The organism is Thiocapsa sp. (assembly GCF_022340925.1).
Classification (GTDB): Bacteria; Pseudomonadota; Gammaproteobacteria; order Chromatiales; family Chromatiaceae; genus Thiocapsa.
Genome location: NZ_JAJDNA010000125.1, coordinates 1 through 18,278, shown reverse-complemented (window position 1 = coordinate 18,278; position 18,278 = coordinate 1). Strand labels below are relative to the sequence as shown.

The 18,278-nt window shown below is 67.1% G+C and carries 14 protein-coding genes and 1 tRNA gene; 7 read left to right on the top strand and 8 right to left on the bottom strand.

Going from position 1 to position 18,278, the window contains the following annotated elements; translation table 11 throughout:
- Window positions 1-324: 324 nt before the first annotated feature.
- The 3 genes from LJE61_RS14735 (at window position 325) to LJE61_RS14725 (ending at window position 3,800) form a co-directional block, all read left to right on the top strand.
- Complete coding sequence (locus LJE61_RS14735) at window positions 325-798, top strand: DUF5658 family protein (protein WP_296909641.1); 474 nt, start codon at window positions 325-327, stop codon at window positions 796-798.
- 380 nt (window positions 799-1,178) lie between these two features.
- Complete coding sequence (locus LJE61_RS14730) at window positions 1,179-1,970, top strand: phosphodiester glycosidase family protein (RefSeq protein WP_296918816.1); 792 nt, start codon at window positions 1,179-1,181, stop codon at window positions 1,968-1,970.
- Window positions 1,971-2,177: 207 nt separating this feature from the next.
- On the top strand, window positions 2,178-3,800 hold the full coding sequence (locus tag LJE61_RS14725) for a hypothetical protein (RefSeq protein WP_296918814.1): 1,623 nt from the start codon (window positions 2,178-2,180) through the stop codon (window positions 3,798-3,800).
- A 291-nt stretch (window positions 3,801-4,091) separates the two neighbouring features.
- On the opposite strand, the gene LJE61_RS14720 is transcribed toward LJE61_RS14725, so the two are convergent.
- The gene (locus LJE61_RS14720; RefSeq protein WP_296918812.1) at window positions 4,092-5,522 is read right to left on the bottom strand and encodes an MBL fold metallo-hydrolase RNA specificity domain-containing protein; all 1,431 of its coding nucleotides are present in this window, start codon (window positions 5,520-5,522) and stop codon (window positions 4,092-4,094) included.
- A gap of 586 nt (window positions 5,523-6,108) precedes the next feature.
- Between LJE61_RS14720 and LJE61_RS14715 the strand changes: the two genes are divergently transcribed.
- Window positions 6,109-6,912, top strand: a complete 804-nt coding sequence (locus tag LJE61_RS14715; protein ID WP_296918810.1) for a bifunctional DNA primase/polymerase — start codon at window positions 6,109-6,111, stop codon at window positions 6,910-6,912.
- 83 nt (window positions 6,913-6,995) lie between these two features.
- Here the strand turns inward: LJE61_RS14715 and LJE61_RS14710 are convergent, their stop codons facing one another.
- Together LJE61_RS14710 and LJE61_RS14705 are read right to left on the bottom strand one after the other, a co-directional pair.
- Window positions 6,996-7,319: a hypothetical protein gene (locus LJE61_RS14710; RefSeq protein ID WP_296918808.1), complete on the bottom strand. Its 324-nt coding sequence runs from the start codon at window positions 7,317-7,319 to the stop codon at window positions 6,996-6,998.
- 175 nt (window positions 7,320-7,494) lie between these two features.
- Window positions 7,495-8,208 (bottom strand): SDR family oxidoreductase, encoded by a 714-nt coding sequence (locus LJE61_RS14705; RefSeq protein ID WP_296918818.1) that lies wholly within the window; start codon window positions 8,206-8,208, stop codon window positions 7,495-7,497.
- A 304-nt stretch (window positions 8,209-8,512) separates the two neighbouring features.
- Here LJE61_RS14705 and LJE61_RS14700 point away from each other — a divergent pair, with 304 nt between their 5' ends.
- On the top strand, window positions 8,513-9,619 hold the full coding sequence (locus LJE61_RS14700; protein ID WP_296918807.1) for an alpha/beta fold hydrolase: 1,107 nt from the start codon (window positions 8,513-8,515) through the stop codon (window positions 9,617-9,619).
- Between the two features lie 19 nt (window positions 9,620-9,638).
- Here the strand turns inward: LJE61_RS14700 and LJE61_RS14695 are convergent, their stop codons facing one another.
- From LJE61_RS14695 to LJE61_RS14680, 4 genes are all read right to left on the bottom strand, one after another.
- The gene (locus LJE61_RS14695; protein WP_296918805.1) at window positions 9,639-11,321 is read right to left on the bottom strand and encodes a choice-of-anchor I family protein; all 1,683 of its coding nucleotides are present in this window, start codon (window positions 11,319-11,321) and stop codon (window positions 9,639-9,641) included.
- A 344-nt stretch (window positions 11,322-11,665) separates the two neighbouring features.
- Entirely contained in the window at window positions 11,666-12,247 is a 582-nt protein-coding gene (locus LJE61_RS14690; RefSeq protein ID WP_296918802.1) for a hypothetical protein, read from the bottom strand.
- A 724-nt stretch (window positions 12,248-12,971) separates the two neighbouring features.
- Window positions 12,972-14,396 (bottom strand): RtcB family protein, encoded by a 1,425-nt coding sequence (locus LJE61_RS14685; RefSeq protein WP_296918800.1) that lies wholly within the window; start codon window positions 14,394-14,396, stop codon window positions 12,972-12,974.
- Between the two features lie 131 nt (window positions 14,397-14,527).
- The gene (locus tag LJE61_RS14680; protein ID WP_296918798.1) at window positions 14,528-14,971 is read right to left on the bottom strand and encodes an archease; all 444 of its coding nucleotides are present in this window, start codon (window positions 14,969-14,971) and stop codon (window positions 14,528-14,530) included.
- Between the two features lie 183 nt (window positions 14,972-15,154).
- On the opposite strand from LJE61_RS14680, the gene LJE61_RS14675 reads away from it, so the two are divergent.
- A tRNA-Met gene (locus LJE61_RS14675) sits at window positions 15,155-15,231 on the top strand.
- Window positions 15,232-15,515: 284 nt separating this feature from the next.
- Here the strand turns inward: LJE61_RS14675 and LJE61_RS14670 are convergent.
- Window positions 15,516-16,253: a carbonic anhydrase gene (locus LJE61_RS14670; protein WP_296911317.1), complete on the bottom strand. Its 738-nt coding sequence runs from the start codon at window positions 16,251-16,253 to the stop codon at window positions 15,516-15,518.
- Window positions 16,254-16,461: 208 nt separating this feature from the next.
- Between LJE61_RS14670 and LJE61_RS14665 the strand changes: the two genes are divergently transcribed.
- On the top strand, window positions 16,462-18,278 hold a 1,817-nt coding region (locus tag LJE61_RS14665; protein ID WP_296918796.1), incomplete at its 3' end, for a DUF4407 domain-containing protein.

Genomic DNA, 18,278 nt, shown 5'->3' with positions numbered 1-18,278 from the left:
GGCGCTGAAGCCACCGCCGAGGCCCAGCGAAACGATGGCCAAACCGTCCCGTTGGAACCGTCAGGCCAAGCCGCTGACTGCCTGAGTGACAGAGGTCTGGGTATGTCTGCCCGGATGACAAACAGCGTCAGGATTCAAGTGCACGTGCACCTCCCCCCACACGTCCGGTGGCCGGCGCCAGGTGGACGTGGGAAAGCCCACGCGCCTGCCGACTTGCAAAACGGGCAAACGCGGGTAGAAGATGTCCACATGCTGCGCAAGCGACTGTCATAGCCTGCTGCTGCCTGCCACAGAACCAAGTCAAGACCCAGCCGAATCCCCGCCGTGGGCCTCCAGTACGACAACCACTCACTCAGCGATCGCCGCTCCGGCAAGGAGCGCCGGGTCCGCCATTCGCTGCACAGACAGCTCTTGGGGACCGGTCAGCGGACCGGCGTGCGGCGATCCGCTGACCGGCGCCAACTCCATCCGCTCGACCGATACGACACCTCCCTGTTTGGCCTCTTGATGCTCATCCTGGTCCTTAGCCTCGCCGATGCGTTTCTGACCCTGGAGCTGCTCAGGCGTGGTGCGGTGGAGGTCAACCCGGTCATGGCCTACTACCTCAGGTTGGGTCCCCAGGCCTTCGTCACCGTCAAGTACCTGCTGACCGCCCTGCCCCTCATCCTGCTCCTGTTCCTGAAGGACAGGTTTGCGGACCGCCCCGGTTTCCGGCATCTGCTGCCGTGTACCGTCGCCGCCAGCTTCGGGACCGTCGTCCTCTGGGAGCTGTACCTTCTCTTGCAATTCTCGGCGTAGCGCTCACCCGCAACGTCCTAGGAGCCCGTCGGACTGAGGGGGATCGAAGCGAGGGAGTGGGAGAGCGAGGCCATCGCGTTCCGGTTTTGGGGCGCATAGTGGGGCTATGTCACGAACAAGCGGCGCAACATGGACCCTTGTCCCGCTTCCGTAGCCGATTCAAAGGCGGAAGGATGGCGACCCTAGCACCGCGAGGGACGCGGCGAAACGGCCGCCGTCCGACGACGCCAATGGAAGCGCGCAAGACGCGCGAAACGCCCGGAGCCGCCGGTTACCTCCTGGGTGCGGGCAGGCACCGTGCATCGGCCGGCTCGATCGGTCTGCCGATGAAGACTCTGCCCGGGGTATGCTTGCAGGCCAACGGACAGCCGAGCTTCATCATGAAGGTGTCACGCCTATTTCTCTGCCTTCTCCTGTTGGTTGCCGTGAACGCGTTCGCCGCGGAGTGGAAGCCGGCGGGGGACCTGGACCGCCAGGATGTCACTACCGACCTCTTCTACGTCAAGCGCACCGCGGTCCGTCCATCAGATGGGAGGGAAATCACCGCCCATCTTGGCTTTTTCACTTCGCGAGCGTTTCGCCTGGAGGTCGTCGATCTGGGTGACGGTGCCGAGGCAGCCCATCCGACCTTCGAGGATGCCTTCCGTGCCGAGGGGTGCGTCGCCGGGGTGAATGGCGGCTTCTTTCACCCGGACTGGCGGCCGGCCGGGCTGGTGATCTCCGGGGGAAGCCGGATCAACCGTTTCGAGACCGCGAAGCTCCTCAGCGGCGTCGTCTACAGCGACGGCAGGGGCATCCACCTCGTCCGCCGCGCCCAGTTCCGGGATCACCCCGGCATCAACGCCCTGCTGCAGACCGGCCCTTACCTCGTTGAAGGCGTACGGCCGGTGCGGGGCCTCTCCGCATCGAACCCCAGCCGCCGCAGCTTCCTCGCCACCGATTGGCGGGGGCATTGGGTCATCGGCGCCACCCTGACCCCCGTCACCCTCGCCGAGCTCGCCGAATGTCTGGCCGCGCCGGGCGCCCTGACCGGTTGGAGGGTGGACCGGGCCATCAACCTCGACGGCGGGTCCTCGACCGGGTTTTTCTTCGACCTGGGGCCGGACGAGACCCCGGTCACCCTGCGTCCCTGGAAGCGGGTCCGCAACCTGCTGGGGATCGCCCCGCGCTGAACCCTGTCGGACGGACGTTGACCGCGTGATCAGCCTGCATCGCACCGCCGAGGGATGTCGGGAATCGGGCATCCTCGCGAGCGGCGCTCGCGAATCCGCGCATTGGTCGATAGGCGTTTGGGTTAATCGGATCGGCGACGGACCGGCGATTGGCTATAGTCAGGACAAGGGGGCAGATCTGCCGGCCATGTGAGACGGAGGGAGCTGATGGGATACCGCCTATTCAATCGCTTTGCTTTCGGGCTCGCGGTAATCGGGGCGCCGTGGGTTTGCTTCCATGCGCCAGCCCTGGCTCTGGACGGCGACCCTCTATGGGGCGAAATCAAGGTCATTCAGGTGACCGGTCCGAAGATGTTGGAGTCCCCGCACGTTGTCAGCGACGGCAATGGCGGCGCATGGGTCATCTTTACGGTGCTCAAAACCGGGACTAGTCCAGATAGCCGGTTTCAAATGATTAATCTCAAGAGTGACGGCTCGTTTGGCAAGACATGCCCCCAAGTGACGGCGCGTTATCCACATGCAGTGCCCGATGGCGCCGGCGGGCTATTTGTGGCATGGGTTGAATATGGCACAGACAAGGTGTTTGCCGCTCGATTCGACCCGTCTTGCGGTCATATTTGGAAAAAGCCCGTCCACGTAGGCAAGTTGACAGCACCGCCCGCCGGCGCCAGTCCAACAGGAGAGCCGCGGGTCGTCCCCGATGGGGTCGGGGGCGCCTATGTTGGCTGGTACGATCGATTGGCTCATGTTTCAAACAATGGCCAGCTCAGCACAAGCCTCAACGGCATCGATCCAAGCAAGACGGGCAAGAGAATCGTCCACCTGGTCGCCGACCGCACCGTCGGGGTCATGTTTGAGCCCCTGCATCCGCCCGGCGGGTGGACGGCGCAGGAACTGCCCAACGGGAGCGTGATTCTCAAGCCCGTGCATCCGGGGCTGATGCCTTGGCGGGATGCATCGGCGCCCGTTCCTCTGTGGAAGGCTAAGTTCGTTCCTGGCGGCGTGATTGTGGGTTGGCGGGATCAGAACCAAGACTTGGCGCTCCAGCGCATCGCGGGAGGGCCGCTCTGGGGGGCGGCGGGGAAGACCATGGTCGTCAACAAGCCGGGCACACCGACGGATACCGACTGGCAACTCGTTCCGGATGGGTCGGGAGGGGCCTTCGTCGTCTGGGTCGAGCCGCCTACCGCCGCCACAAGCCTGCGTATCCTGGTCCAGCTTCTGAACGCCAGCGGGGCCGAGGTCTGGTCGAAGCCGACCGCGGTCTTTGATGCGAGCGGCCTCGGCGGCGCGTGGCCAACGAACTCCGGCCAGTTTACCGGTTCATCGCTGGTTGTTGCGCCAACGGGTACGAACCAGATGGTCGTGGCCTGGCAGGATTACCGCAGCGGTGTCCCCAGCAATCAGTCTGACATCCGAGCGCGGGGGGTCGACGGCACCGGCAAGGCATTCTGGGATGCAACGGGGGTGTTGGTCCCGTTCGACTACGACGAGACGACACCGACCGCCGAGAACAAAGAAGACCCGCCATGCATGGTCAGCGACGGTCAGGGCGGCGCCCTGTTTGCTTATAATTCCAGCGCCTTCAGCAAGGAAATCGGGTACACGCGGGTATTGGCGAGTGGCAACAAGCTCGTCGGCAAATGGTGGCTCATCTGGGATGACAAGCAGGACAGCACTGGGCAAGTACAAATAGGCCTGAACCAGCAATTGGTAGGCATGGCCTTTGACGGCAGCGGTCCGCTGCCCCGGGGTGCCATCCTGCTATGGTACGAGTTTGACGGTCAGTCTCATCACCGGCTATTCGCGGAAAAGGTGACCGTCGAGTGAGTCCCGCTTGCGCGCATGTGTGGTTCTCTGCGTAGGCCGATCTGCGGGGCCGGCGGGCTTTCGTCGTGGGCTGCGTTCTCGAGTTGGGTGCGGGCAGCGGTCCCCGACGTCCGGTCGAGCACGCGGCGGCCGAGTTGGAGCTGGGAAGCGGGCGCCGCTAAGCGGCGGCAGGTACGACCTGCGCGCGCAGTGCTTTGGCCGACGGGGCGCGCCAGCCCACCGCGACTTCCGTGTGTGGAGCTTGCAGCGTCGGGTCTTGCGCTGTGAGATCCGATGGCGCGGGACGAGGCTTTAGGTGCGCCGTGCCGACGGCGGGGTGCTTCGCCGTTCCAGGCTCATGTCGGTCAGGTCGAGCAGGTCGCCCGGCGCCGGAATCAGTGCATCGATGCCCAGCGTCTCGCGCGCCTGATTCTGAAGGCCCAGCTTGGCGTCGGTCTCGCCGTGGACCAGGCAAACCACCGGGTGGCTGCGGAACCCCTTGAGCCAGCGCAGCAGGTCGGACTGGTCGGCGTGCGCAGACAGACCGCCGACGGTGTGGATCTGGGCCTGGACCCGATAGTCCTCGCCGTGGATGCGGACGCTCTCCTCGCCGTTCACCAGCCGCCGGCCGAGTGTCCCGTTGGCCTGGAACCCGACGATGAGCACGTGGCAGCCGCGCCGCCCGAGGTTCTGTTTCAGGTGATGGACGATCCGCCCGCCGGTGCACATGCCGCTGCCGGCGATGATGATGGCGCCGCTGTGCAAGCGGTTGATGGCCTGCGATTCCTCGACGCTGCGGGTGAGCCGCAGGTTCTGAAGCTGCGGCATCTCGTGCATGCGGCGTCTCAGCCTGGTGGCCTCCTCGTCATAGAGCTGGGGATAGTCCCAGTAGATGCGGGTGGCCTCGATGGCCATGGGGCTGTCCAGGAAGATCTGCCAGCGGTCCAGGCCCCAGGCGTCGTAATGGCGGCCGAAGAGATACAGGATCTCCTGGCTGCGACCGATCGAGAAGGCGGGGATCAGGACGTTTCCCCGGTCGTGGCGGGCGGCGGCGATGATCTCGCCGATCTCGCGGATGGTGGCATCGCGGCTGCGGTGCTGCCGATCGCCGTAGGTGCTCTCCATCAGCACGCAGTCGGCCGCCTCGATCGTCGTCGGGTCGTTGAGGATGGGCGTGTCGTACTGGCCGATGTCGCCTGAGTAGACCAACCTGCGGGTCATGCCGTCTTGAGTGAGGTCGAGCTCCACCAGGGCCGATCCCAGGATGTGCCCGGCGTCCAGCAGCCGCACCCGGATCCCCGGCAGGATCTCGGTCGACTTGCGGTAGGGCAGCCCCACCAGCCGCTCGAAGGCGGCGGCGGCATCCCGGCGCGTATAGAGGGGCAGCACGTCCCGGCCGCCAGAGCGGCGGTTTTGATACGCGGCGTCGCGCTCCTCCAGTCCCGCGGCATCCTGCCACAGGACGTCGCAGAGGTCGCGGGTTGCGTTCTGGGTGTAGATGGGTCCGCGAAAGCCTTCACGCAGCAAGAGCGGCAGGCGTCCCGAGTGGTCCAGGTGCGCGTGGCTCAGGACGACGGCGTCGATGGCGGCCGGGTCGAACGGGAAGGGCTCGCGGTTGCGCGCCTCCTCCTCCCGGCTGCCCTGGATCAGTCCGCAGTCGAGCAGCACCCGATGCCCCCCGACCCTCAAGATGTGGCAGGAGCCGGTGACACCACTGGCCGCGCCGTAGAACTCGATCTCCATCCTGCTGCTCCGCTGTTGTCTGGATTCAGACCATTCTCGCCATGAATCGCGACGCTTCCCAAACGCCTGCCTTCAACCCGTGGGATGATAACCGACCGGGGCGTCGACCAACTGCCCCGGGTGCCGACAGATCGGGCCTCGACGGCTACACTGGGTCGAACGGCGAGCCGCGCCCCCCAGTCGACGCCCACTCACGGCTCGAGACCCGCCACATGAGCCAGAGCGGTTTCGGCGGGCTCAGGAGCGCGCCGGACGGCGTTTTGGCGACCCGGTTGCCTTGGAAAGAGCAGGATGACAGCAGGTCCGTCGCCAACCCGGCGATCGAGGCCGGCGTGTTCTGTGCCCGCTTGCCGGGTGAGGCGACTCAGAGCGCACGCGCTCGACGATCGTCCGCTCGCCGCCTATGATTGCTGGTGCGACGGCGTCGGCCAGGCGGTTGCCCGGCCTCGCGACTCCAGGAAGGCACTCCGGGCGGCGCCATGCGCCATGGGAGTGCTCATTCCGTCAGGGGGCAGGCGTGCGGTCCTCCCCCGGCAGGTTGCGCGGTGCTCGCCGAGGACAGCGGCGAGACGGATAAGGAACTGAGTTGTGGCGTAAGCGTGACAGTGGATCCTCGAGCGGCCTGCTCCTGAAGGCCGCACTCGATTACGGCAGGCTCGGCTGGTCGGTCATCCCCGTCGAGGCGCGGGGCAAACGTCCGCTCATCCGCTGGCAGGTGTACCAATCCCGGCGGGCCGACCCGCTCGAGATCGCCGAGTGGTTCAGGCGTTGGCCCGATGCGAACGTCGCTGTCGTTACCGGCGTCGTGTCGGGGTTGGTCGTGCTGGACCTCGACCCGCGTCACGGTGCCGCCGAGAGCCTGCAGAGGCTGCAGCGCGAGCACGGACCCATCGGTGAGACGGTCGAGGCCGTGACCGGCGGGGGTGGCCGGCACCTCTACTTCGCTCATCCTGGCGAGATCGTGCGGAATCGGGTCGGTCTCGCCCCCGGGGTCGACCTGCGCGGCGACGGCGGTTATGTGGTGGCGCCACCCTCCATGCACGCGAGCGGAGCGCCTTATCGCTGGACCTGCTCGCCAGACGTCTTCCCCCTGGCCTCGCTTCCCGCCTGGCTCGTTCGCCTCCTCTCGGGCGGGTCGCACCGCGCCCGGCCGCTGACCGAGTGGCGGGGACTCGTGCGTGAGGGGGTCGCCGAGGGTGAGCGCAACGACACCATCGCCTCGCTCGCCGGGCACCTGCTGTGGCACGACATCGACCCGGAGGTCGCGGCCGAGCTGCTGTTGGCCTGGAATGCCGCACGCTGCCGGCCGCCGCTGGACGAAGCGGAGGTCCTGCGCACGGTGGCGTCCATCACGCGTCTCCATCAAGGCGGCGACGGCGACGACAACTGATCCGCCCGCTGTGGCTCAGGCGCGATCATGAGCCGGGATATCGCGCCGTCGTCTGACTCGGGACGGTGCACGCCGCTGACCGCTCAGAGGCCATGGTGCAACGGCAGGAAGTCACGCTGGAGCTGAAGCAGCCAGGCATCGATGCGCGCCGCCTGCCGCGCCTTGAGCGCCGCGCCGAGCGCCTCGCGCTGCTCGGCGATGGCGGCGATGCGCCCGAGTCGGTGGTCGAGCCGGCCGGCGGCGGCCCTGAACTCGGCATCCGCCGCGCCTTCGGCCTCCGCCTCGAGCGGGGCGAGCCGCGCTTGGAAGGCGGTCCCGGTGAACAGGTGTCGGTCGAGCTGCCGGGCCAGCAGGGAGCCGAAGTCGCCGAGCGCTGCCGCGGCCAGGCGCAGGTATTCGGCGACCACCGTGAAGTACCAGTCGAGATAGACATCGACGCCCCGGCTCAGGGTGCGAACAGGGCGTCGAGCCCTTCGTCGATACGTGCATCGGCGGCCGACACGGCGCTGTCTCCGGCATGGGCCAACTGGCCGTCGATGGCTGTGCGGAACCGGTCGCATCCTTCGTCCCACCGAGATCGGGCTACCAGGGGATGGCCGATCCGTCACGGAAGAATCCGCCGCTCGGCCCGTCGTCGGGCAGCGTTGCGGCCCAGACGATGCCGCGCGCACCTTCTTCCACCGAACGGTCGGCGTTGGCGCCGCCCATCTCGGTGCGCACCCAGCCGGGGCAAACCGAGTTGATTTTGATTCCGGTCTGCCCGAGCTCGTCCGCGAGGATGCGGGTGATGGCGTTCAGCGCCGTCTTCGACAGCCGGTAGCCGGGGCAGCATCCGTTCATGTCGCTGAGCTGGCCCATGCCGGAGGAGACGTTCACGACGCGGCCGCCGTCTTGCATGAGCGGGATCAGGTGCTGACACAGGTGCAGCGCGCCCAGCGTGTTGGTCTCCAGGCCGCGGCGGACGGTGTCGAGATCGGCGGCAAGGATGCTGGACTCGGGCGTGCCCGGCGCCGGGTCCGGGAAGATGCCGGCGTTGTTGACCAGGACGTCGATGCGTCCAAACGTGCCCCTCAGCTCCTCGGCCAGGGCCGACACCGAGTCAGGGTCGGTGACGTCGAGCGGGTGGAAGCGGACGTCGCGTCCGCCGCGGGCCAGCTGCTCGGCTGCGGCCCGGCCTTCGTGCTCGCGGCGGGCGGTCAGGATGACGCGATAGCCGCGTTCGGCGAGCTGGCGGCAGGTCTCCAGCCCGAGACCACGATAGGCACCGGTCACGACGGCGACAGGTTGGTCGGACATTGCTGATCCTCGGTGGTCGGTTGCGGATGTCCCCATGCTGGCGCCCGATTCGCCGGGACGCAACCCCGGGTTCGGCCGCGTTCCGCTTCAGCGCGGACAGAACGATGGGCTCGGCGGTGGCGAATCGGGTTCCCGCCGCGGGATATTGTGCGGCCTGGACAAACCGGTCGCGTCAACGCCGCCAAGGGACTTTGCCAGCGCCTTTCTTCGCCCACATCTTCTATACCTTGGGGCACAACCGTCCGTGCCCGTGACGTGTCCGCTAGCCGGACCGAGACCGCAACCCCGGTGCTGTCGCTCACTGATGTCCTGGCTTCTCCTCGTGTTTCTCACACTCACCGGTCTCGCGGCCTGCTCCGAGATCGAGCGCCACCGACTCGAGTCGCGCTTCCCCCCAATCGGCGAGCTGGCGCACGTCGAGGGGCTGCGGCTGCACTACACGGACAGCGGCGAGCCGTCCGAATGGCCGGGCCCTGCAGCGGCGGTGCCGGTCGTCCTGATCCACGGGGCCAGCACCAGCCTGCTCGACTTTCACGCCAGCCTGGTCGAGCCGCTGTCCGGCCGTCATCGGGTCGTCACGGTGGACCGACCGGGTCATGGCTACAGCGAGCGCCCCGACGGGACCTGGCCGGACCCGGCACAGCAGGCCAGGCTGATCCACGGACTTCTGAGCCGGCTGGATGTCCAGCGGCCGATTCTGGTGGGTCACTCGTGGGCCGGCTCGGTCGTGCTGGCCTACCTCCTGGCCTATCCGCAGGCGGCCGCCGGCGGGGTCCTGCTGGCCGGTGGGAGCCATCCCTGGGAGGGAGGCGTCCTCTGGTATAACGATCTGGCGGGAGTGCCGATCCTCGGCCCGCTGGTTGCCCGGACACTCCCCATGACCCTCGGGCGTGTGACGGTCGAGCGCGGAATCGCCTCGGTCTTCGCGCCCAACCGGGTCCCCGACGGCTACCGCGACCGCACGGGTGTCGACCTCACGCTGCGAGCGCGCACCTTTCTCGCCAACGCCGAGGACATCCGCCTGCTCAGCCCCTTCCTCGAGGCCCAGAGTCGGCACTACGGCGCCATCGAGCACCCGCTGCTCCTCATCACGGGTGACGCAGACGAGATCGTCCCCGCATGGAACCACGCCGAACGCCTCGTCACCCAGGCGCCGAACGCCGATCTGGTCTATCTCCCGGGGGTCGGCCACGCCCTGCACCACGTGCGCACCGAGGCGGTCGTCCGGCTGATCGTTCAGCTGGGCAACCGGATCGCCAGTCAGGACCGGCTTCAGGCGGTCGCCTGTCCGCAGGCGGGCTCCGACGAATGGCAGCTCGCCTGCGCGCCGCAGCCCGGGCGGACCGCGCCAGACCTGATCGATCCTCGCAAACGGCGCGAAGCAGGCCGGCCGGACCGCCTCGCGCCGTGAGACATCGAGACCTCACCTGCTACTTCACGATCTCGAAGACCCGCGTCGTGCCGCTGATTTCGTAGGACACGACGAGGAGCGCCTTGCCGGTCGGGCTGTCCTCCTCCTTGACGAACTGCATGCCCTCCGGTGAGATGTCCTCGGTCTGTTTCCATTCCAGCAGCTGGGGCGCCGCGGGGTCGGTCGCGTCGAAGACCAGGACCCCGCCGCTGCGCTCCAGACCCACAAACAGGAGGTTGCGGCCGTACGCCTTGCCGGCGGCGACGGCCTCGGGCTCGGCGCCTTTGTCGTCGCTGCGGCTGTCGGGAGGGGCGGTGGTTCCCTGCACCGGCCCGTTCACCCAGGCGTCTTCCCCGATCGTTTCCAGGATCGCTCGCGCGATCCCGTCGCCGCTGTCCCACACCCGATTTCCGGCGGCGTCCCAGATCGACACCGAGCGGGCGCCGTAGCTGGCAAGCGAGGTGTACTCCAAGCCTTCGACGTCCGCCGGATCCGTGTCGCCCGTGGGTGGTTGACCGCCGGTAAAGGTCGATGGGAAGAACCTGGAGACCTTGAGCCGGCCGAGGTTCTCGTCTTCCTGCAGTGTGTCCAGGTCATTGATGTCATCAGGAAGCGGAAAGAATGCGTCAAGCGCGACGTCTTTCACCCGCGCCTCGTCGATCAAGCAGAGAGTGCCACCGTCGTCGTTGTCCTTATTGTCAAAGTACTCCCGCCCGTCGCCCTCATTGGCGGTGGCGAGGAGGGTCTTACCCCTCTGCTTCCAGGACGTAATCGCGTCTGGCATGTACATTCCGTGGACAGGCCAGGCCCGGAGGTTGGCGGCCCCACTCCCGTCAGGACCGTCCTCATCACTCGCGTCCAGGGCGTTCTCGGCGAGGCTGTGGTCCTTGAGACCGAGCGCGACGAGGTCAACCACCTGCCCCTTCGGCACATCGACGATCGCCAGCGCGTTGTTCTCCTGGAGGGTGACATAGGCGGTCTTGCCGTCCTGGGAGACGGTGATGTACTCGGGCTCGAGATCCTGCGCCACGCTGGCGCCCGGCCAGGTGCCGACACGGACGCCCTTGGCCTGCAGGCTGGCCTCGCTGCCATTGAATGCGGCGAATCCGACCGTGGTCGCGGGGCCCGGCTGTCCGCCACGCAAACGGATGATTGAGATGCTGCCCTCGGGGTTGGTGGCGAGGCTGGGGTCGGTGACACCGTTGCCGGCTGTGTCGATGCAGCGCGGCTCGCCCTCGTTGGCCACGAGCACCCGCCGGCCCTGATGGTCGAAGGTGACCATATCGGGTAGGGCGCCGACGGTGACCACCGAAGACGGGCCTGCGGCCGGGTCCGCCGGATCGAAGAACACCGCTTTTCCGGGCAGCACGACCGGGTCGGCGGCCGCGACGGCGACCCCGAGGCCGTTCTTCACCGCGACGCTCTGGACACCGCTGCCATACGGGGACATGTCGAAGCTGCTGGAGGGACCGCCGAAGAGGGGAAAGATATCGATCCGGTTCTCGGCGCCGTTGGTCACCAGGACCAGGCCGTTCTTGTCGTCGAGAACCGCGATCTCGGCCCCGGTCTCGCCGCTGCCGCTGTCGAAGGCGGCGATGGGCTCGAGGCGGATATCCTTGCCCGGTTTCGCCGCAGCGAGCGGCAGGCCGGCCACGGTCAGGGTGATCAACAGGGCCGTGAGGTACGTCGGGACGTGCTTCATGGGGACGGTTTCTCCGTGCATTTCGGTGGGAAATGGTCCCCAACGATAACGGCCGCATCTTTCAGTTTGATGACGGCTTACCGAGATCCGCACGGCGGGAGGAGCCGGAAGGACGGGTCCGGTCAGGGGCTGGAGAGCATACCGGGAGCCGGTCGCGCCGAGGCTCTTAGAACGCGTGCGGCAGGGCGGAGCGGGCCGACCGGAGCTGGTCATACCGGCACGAGTCAGCGGCCGATAAGTCGATGGCTCCCATCAGGGGGCGCGATTGGCGTATATACCGTCGACTCGGACCCGACGGTCCCGCCGCCCCGTGCGGAGGAGTCCGAACGGGGCCTGTTTCCAGATCAGAAGTCGATCACCTTCTGCGCGTTGAGGAACAGTGGCCCGACGGTCTCGGGTGTGCCGATTTCGGCAGTTGCCCCCGTTCCGGATCCCTCGATGAGCGCGCACGGCGGATAACCACGACTCACCCAGCACAGCGGGCAGACGACCATCCGGCCGCCGACATCCAGGAATTGCCTGACGAGATCGAGCAGCAAGGTGTAATCGTCGGGTACGGAGATGTTGAAGTCAGGTGACTCGTAGCCCTCGCTGTCCTCGTCGGGGTCGAAGCAGGCTTCTGCGCCCGCTTTGGACCGGATCAGAAGGGGCTCGTTGGCCAGCTTCACGCCCGCCAGAGCTGGAAACATCGCGACGGACTGTCCGCTGCTCTCGGCGGCCATCTGCAGGTTTCTGGCAAGGGCCGTCGCGACACAGGCGGCCTCGACCGCCGCGCTGTCTATGACGGCACGGTTCCGACCTCTTGGCGCGGGCACCAACAGATCCTGCTTGAAGGTGACGACGATCGCCTCGGGCTCCCCGGGCTCGCAATCGCACGCTTGCGCAGGGGCTGAGAGAGAGGTCGAAAACGCGAGCAACAGGCTCACGAACGCGAGTCGATTGATAGCTGATGGTTTCATGGCACAGCCTCCTCACTCGTACGAAACAGACTTTATCCGACCCGGTCGGGTTGCGGCCCTGTGCGCCCGGAAATCGTTCGTTGAGTGCAATGACGACCGTTGGCGGACTCAATTGCGCCGAAGCTGCATATGGGAACACCCCTTTGCGCGAGCCGGAAAAATGGGGCTCCATCGGTGTTGCCACGCGACACGCCGGAGCTTTTGGTCCATCAGCGTCTGCAGCATGGGGCGCTCGTCGATGTGGGCTCGCCGAAAGGGCGAGCGGGAACGACGTTTTCCATCTTTAAACTGCACCGACATTAATCAGTTTATAGCGATATTCTGTTTTTTCAGCGTCGCGATGCCGGGAGCTGACCCGAATCAGAAAACGCGCGTTTCCCGCGGGCGCTGGCGATCGGGAGTTGAGGATTCTCATGGCGCTGCTTCCCGATGGGGAAGCAGCGCCGCGGCGCAGGTCCGGGGGACGCCTTGAGGATGCGCGTTTACCGGCAGCGATCCGCACGCGTTGCGAGCTCCTCCGGAGCGCGCGGAAGGCCGCGGCCACTCAGCAAACAAGGTCGGATAAGCCGGAGTGACTCCGGATCGGGTCGTCAGGCGAATGAAATCCGTTGGAAAAGGCCGCGGCGTCGCTGATCCGGGCGCGTGTCTCGGAACCGCGCTGATCGTCCCGGCTGCAGGGGCGATCCCCCCCTCACCCCTTGACGCAGATGAGCGGGGCGAGTCGGACGACCTTTTTCGCCAATCCTGCCGCCGCGGCCGCGTCGACGACGGCGTCGACATCCTTGTAGGCCCCGGGCGCCTCCTCGGCCACCCCGCGCAGCGATGGGCTGCGAATCAGGATGCCGCGTCCGGAGAGCTCATCGACGACGGCCCGGCCCTGCCAGCGACGCGTCGCCTGATGGCGGCTCATGCTGCGCCCGGCGCCATGGCAGGCGGAGGCGAAGGCCTGCTGCGAGCCCAGACCGGCGAGGATGTGCGAGCTTGTCCCCATGCTTCCGCCGATGATGACCGGCTGACCCGCCGCGCGCAGCTCGGCCGGCAATGAGGCGTGGCCGGGGCCGAAGGCGCGCGTCGCCCCCTTGCGGTGGACGAAGAGACGCCGCGGTCGACCCTCCACCCTGTGCTCCTCTTCCTTGCAGGTGTTGTGCGAGACGTCGTAGAGCAGATCGAGCCGGGCCTCGGGAAGCAACTCGGCGAAGGTCTCCCGCGCGAGATGGGTGAGGATCTGGCGGTTGGCCAGCGCGCAATTGATCCCGGCCCGAATGGCGCCGAGATAGGCGCGGCCGAGCTCTGAGTCGAGTGGTGCGCACGCCAGCTCGCGGTCCGGAAGGTGGAGGCCGTGACCAGGCGCGGCGATCACCATCGCCTTGAGATAGTCCGTGCCGATCTGATGCCCCAGCCCCCGCGAGCCGCAATGGATGCTGATCACGGCGTCGCCCAGGGCCAGCCCGAAGGCTGCGGCCATCTCCGGGTCGAAGACCTCCACCACCTCCTGAACCTCGAGATAGTGGTTGCCCGACCCCAGGGTGCCCATTTCCTCGCGTTGGCGCTCCTTGGCGTGCCGGGACACCTGCTCGGGGTCGGCGCCGGCCATCCGCCCGCCCTCCTCGATGCGGTCCAGATCCGCGGTTTGCCCATACCCCGCCTCGACGGCCCATCGCGCGCCTCCGCGCAACATGGCGTCCATCTCCCGGTTGGCGAGCCGCAGGCGTCCGTGACTGCCGACCCCCGCGGGAATGGTCTGATAGAGGCGGTCGGCGAGAGGCCTCTTGACCGCCTCGATCTGCTGTCCCGTGAGCCCGGTGAGCAGGGTGCGGACCCCGCACGAGATATCGAATCCCACCCCGCCGGCGGAGACGATGCCGCCATGATCTGGATCGAAGGCGGCCACGCCGCCGATCGGGAATCCGTAGCCCCAATGGGCGTCCGGCATGGCATAGGCCGCGCCGACGATGCCCGGCAGACTCGCCACGTTGCAAAGCTGGTCGTAGACCTTGTGGTCCATGGCGCGAACCAGTGCCTCGTCTGCGAACAGCAGGCCGGGGACGTGCATGGCACCCGTTGGCTCGATACGCCAGAGGGTAGCGGAGATCTTCTGCAGGAGGGAAAGATCCATGGTGGCAGTCCCGATCGGTTTCAGCCGTGACGCGCGAAACGTCAGCCGATGCCGCTGGGTGGGACCGGAAGGGTCCCGGGCACGCCCGGTGCGTGGCTCAGGATGGCCGCCGCTCGCGGCCAGCCGCCCCGTCAGACATCCACGACACACCGGGCATGCCATGTCGAATCGGCATCCTGGCAGACGCATAGTTCAGTATAGGTCGCGCCTTTGATCTCCACCGCCGGCTGGTGGCGGTGCAGGTCGACCGGCTCCCCCCAGCCGGTCCCGCGCAGCGCATGCCCCTCGATGGTGACCTCGAACCGGGAGAAGAGCATGTCGCGGGTGGCCATCTCGTAGACCCAGGCGTTCAGCCAGTCCACGAGCAGGAGCTCGTCGTCCGGGGCGGTGCAGGAGACCGCGATCGCGGTGTCCGGGTGGACCCGACTCGGGTCTGTAATGACGGCCGTCATGGCGAGCGCGGCCTGCTCGAACGCCTCGGCGAGGGTCGCACCATGGCCATCGACGCCGATGTCCGCCATGTGCTGGAAGTGTTGCCAGCCCGCCCTGGGTCGAGCCCCCGTCTCAGCGCTCACTCGTTCGTCCCTCCGGCTTGGCCGGGACCTGCGTGGGATGAGCTCGGAGCCTGTCGACGATTGACGGACTGCGAGGCGTGCCGCGTCGGCTTGCGGCTCGCTCGGGGCTGCCGCCGGGAACTGGCCCCGGTCGTCGGCGGTTGACGCCAGCAGGCGCGGACCGTATGATCCCGCGTCTTGTTTGGCTACGTAGCTCAGCTGGTTAGAGCATCGCACTCATAATGCGAGGGTCGGTGGTTCGAGTCCACCCGTAGCCACCATCTGGATTCAGAATGCGTGGACGATAGGCCACACCCCCGGCCAATCCGACCAGGCTCCAGGGGCGGTTCGCGGCGTGCGCTTGTCCAGTCGCCTATCGGCATCGAGTCGCTTTTCGCCTCTTCCAACCCGGCGTGATCGCCCGCACGTGCCTCGCGGGCGCGCCGCGGCCTGCGATCAGCTGGCGAAACGACGCCGCGTCCGCGGCCCGCCTGGCGAGGCGTCTCCCCGGACGCTTGCGGTGGCCAACAGACGGTCCGCTGCCGCGTCGTCCGTCTTCCGGCCGTCACTCTAAGATCACCCTCGCATTGAGCGCCTGGATCGGCCGGTTGTTGGGATGGCCGATGGTGCGCGCGAACTTGGCGAGCTGCCCGTGTGAGGCGCTGACCGGGTGCTTCATGACCAGCCAGTGCACCCCCTCGCTGCAGGGCGGCGTGGTCAAGGATCCTTCGAACCGGTAGTAGTCGCGGTTCGCGGGGAGAAGGGCCTCGGCAGAGACCTGAGTGGCCAGCTCGACCCTGTGGCTCGGCTTGGTCGGCATCGCCGCCCAGGGCATCGCCAGTGCGAGGTTCTCCGGCCCCTCCTCGAACATCACCGCGATCACGGCCAGATGACCCTCGTCATCGGCATGGACCAGGTGGGCCTCCATCGGGAATTCCTTGCCGTCGATGTGATTCTCGCTGGGGCTGTGGAAGTGAAACTGCTTCAGTCTGTATTCGCGGCCGTCCAGGCGGATGGAGCTGCCGTCCTCATAGTCGACCTGGATGGTGTGGCCGTTGTTCACCTCCGCACGTCCGCCGGGACGATAGCGGAATGCGATGGGTGGAAGGCTCGCGTCGACCCGGTTCACCAAGTCGACCGGCGTCTGCATCCGGCCGGTCTTGCAACGATTGAAATGGGGGTCGAGGTCGCCCCAGTGCTCGGGACCCTCGGTCCCCGAATACCCCCAATGCGCTCCTTCGCCCGCGGAGGCTGCTGCGGCGCCAAGCATCAGGCCGAGGGTCGCGATCGTGGTGAGCTTCATGCCATGTCTCGTCATTAGGTAGGTGAGTCTGAAGCGGGCCGGGTCGCTGCGCGCTCCGCCCGGGTTGTGCGTCGCTCGATGGATCGGCGACGCGGCACAGGATACCGATTCACGCCGGAATGTGAACCTCGAGGCGGTCGCCTGCCGCAACCAGGGTTATGCTTGTCGTCATTGCCGCGTTCAGACTCGGTCTGGGGAAGGTTACAACATGGATCTCAGCTGGCGACCTCGTCCGTTCGTTGCGCCTCAGGCGTTGAATTATCTTCGGCTGCGCCCCTACGGTGAGACCCTGGCCACCCCGGCCGTTGCGGTCTGGCTGGGGTTCGCGTGGGTCATCATTCTTCTGATGGCGAGCATCGAAGGGATCGTCTGGGGCCTGATCGGCGCCTCGATCGTCCCGCAGGACGCGGCCTGGCTTCGCCCGATTGCCGGCCTGTTCATGTTCGTGCTGATGTTCGCGATCATCTGGATCGTGGACGCCTCGCTGATCATGTCCGAGCGTCCCACGCGGACCCTGCGGGCCGAGCGCTCCGAAGAGCGCGCGGCCCGGACGCGATGGTTCTTCGGACTGCTCGTGCGGGTACTGATCGTGGGCGTTTCACTGTATGTGACGGCGCCTTTCCTTGCCAAGCTGATCCGCGCCGACGACATCGAGAGCTATCACCAGCGCCAGGTCGAGCAGTACTACGCCCAGCGGGAGGCGGCGCTCCAGGCCCAGCTCGCGGTGCGTGCGGAACAGATCGAGTCGGGTTACCGGGAGCTGACCCGCCCGCTCGAGGGCGAGATCGAGCGTCTGAACCGATCACTCGAGGCCGAGCGTCAGCGGCGTGCTCAGATCGAGTCCGAGTATGCCCCGGAGATCCGTGTGCTGCGCGCGGAGCTCGCCGCCGCGCAGGAGCGCCTCGGTGACGAGATCCATGGACGGGGGGACCGGCCCCCCGGCTATGGCCCGGAGGCCCGGAAATGGGATGCGCGTGCCAATGAGCTCATGGCCTTGCTGGCGTCCAAGCAGACGGAGATCGACGGGCGGATCGCCGCGGTTGCAGAGACGATCACGGCGCTCGAGGCGCGCCTGCGCGCGGAAACGGACGAGCTCCAGCGGATCCGTCTGGAGGAACGGGAGCGCATGGATCGGATGCGCGCCGAGGTCGTGGCTCAGCAGCCGGAGGAGCTCCCGCCGCGGCTCACCTTCGCGGCGCGCTCCAAGGCCCTGCAGGCCCTTCGGGAGAGTCCGGACGAGGCCGGTGTTCCGCATTTCGAGACGGTCGAGGGCTTTGCACAGTCGGCCTTGGCGATCCTCTTCTTTGCCCTGATTGCGCTGAAGTTGTTCGAGCCCGCTGCCGTCCGGGCCTATTTCAGCGAATCCCTCCAGATGCAGTACCGAAAGTATCTGGATGGCGGTTTGGCCGAGATACCGGGTTTCGCGTGCCCCGATGATCCGGCGCAGCGGCTGAATCAGGCCGAGTTTGCACGTCTCTGGCTGCGTTACGAGGCCGATCCAGAGGGTTTCTTTCAGGAGCAGGAGGCTCGGCTCACGGCGGCCGAGCCGATCGTCACCCGGCGGGCAGAGCAGGCCTTTGCCCAGGCCCTGTTGGACCGGCGGCGGGAGAATCTCGAGCAGGAGCTGGATCTGGCGCAGCGCCGCCGCGAGCTCGAGCTGGCGGCCTACGAGAAGGAGCAGAGCCTGCGTGCAGTCGAGTTGCGTGCCCAGCTGGCCGATGAGACGCGGGCGAAACAGGATCATCGACGCCAAGAGCTAGAGATCGAGCTACAGCGCGCACGGGAGTCCTGGGAGCTTCACAAGGCGCAAGAGGAAGAGGAGCTGCGCGAGCGACAGGAGGCCTTTGCGCAATCAAGGGAGCTCGCGGGCCAGGAGCGGCGCCTGCGCGAGAAGGAGATGGACAACCTGCGCGAGGAGCGTTGGGAGGAGCTGCGCCAGGCCGAGCTCGAGCGTCAGCGTCGTCACCGGTTGGAGCTTGCGGAGCAAGCGGCAAGGCAGCGTCGCGAGGAGCGTCAGGAGCGCCT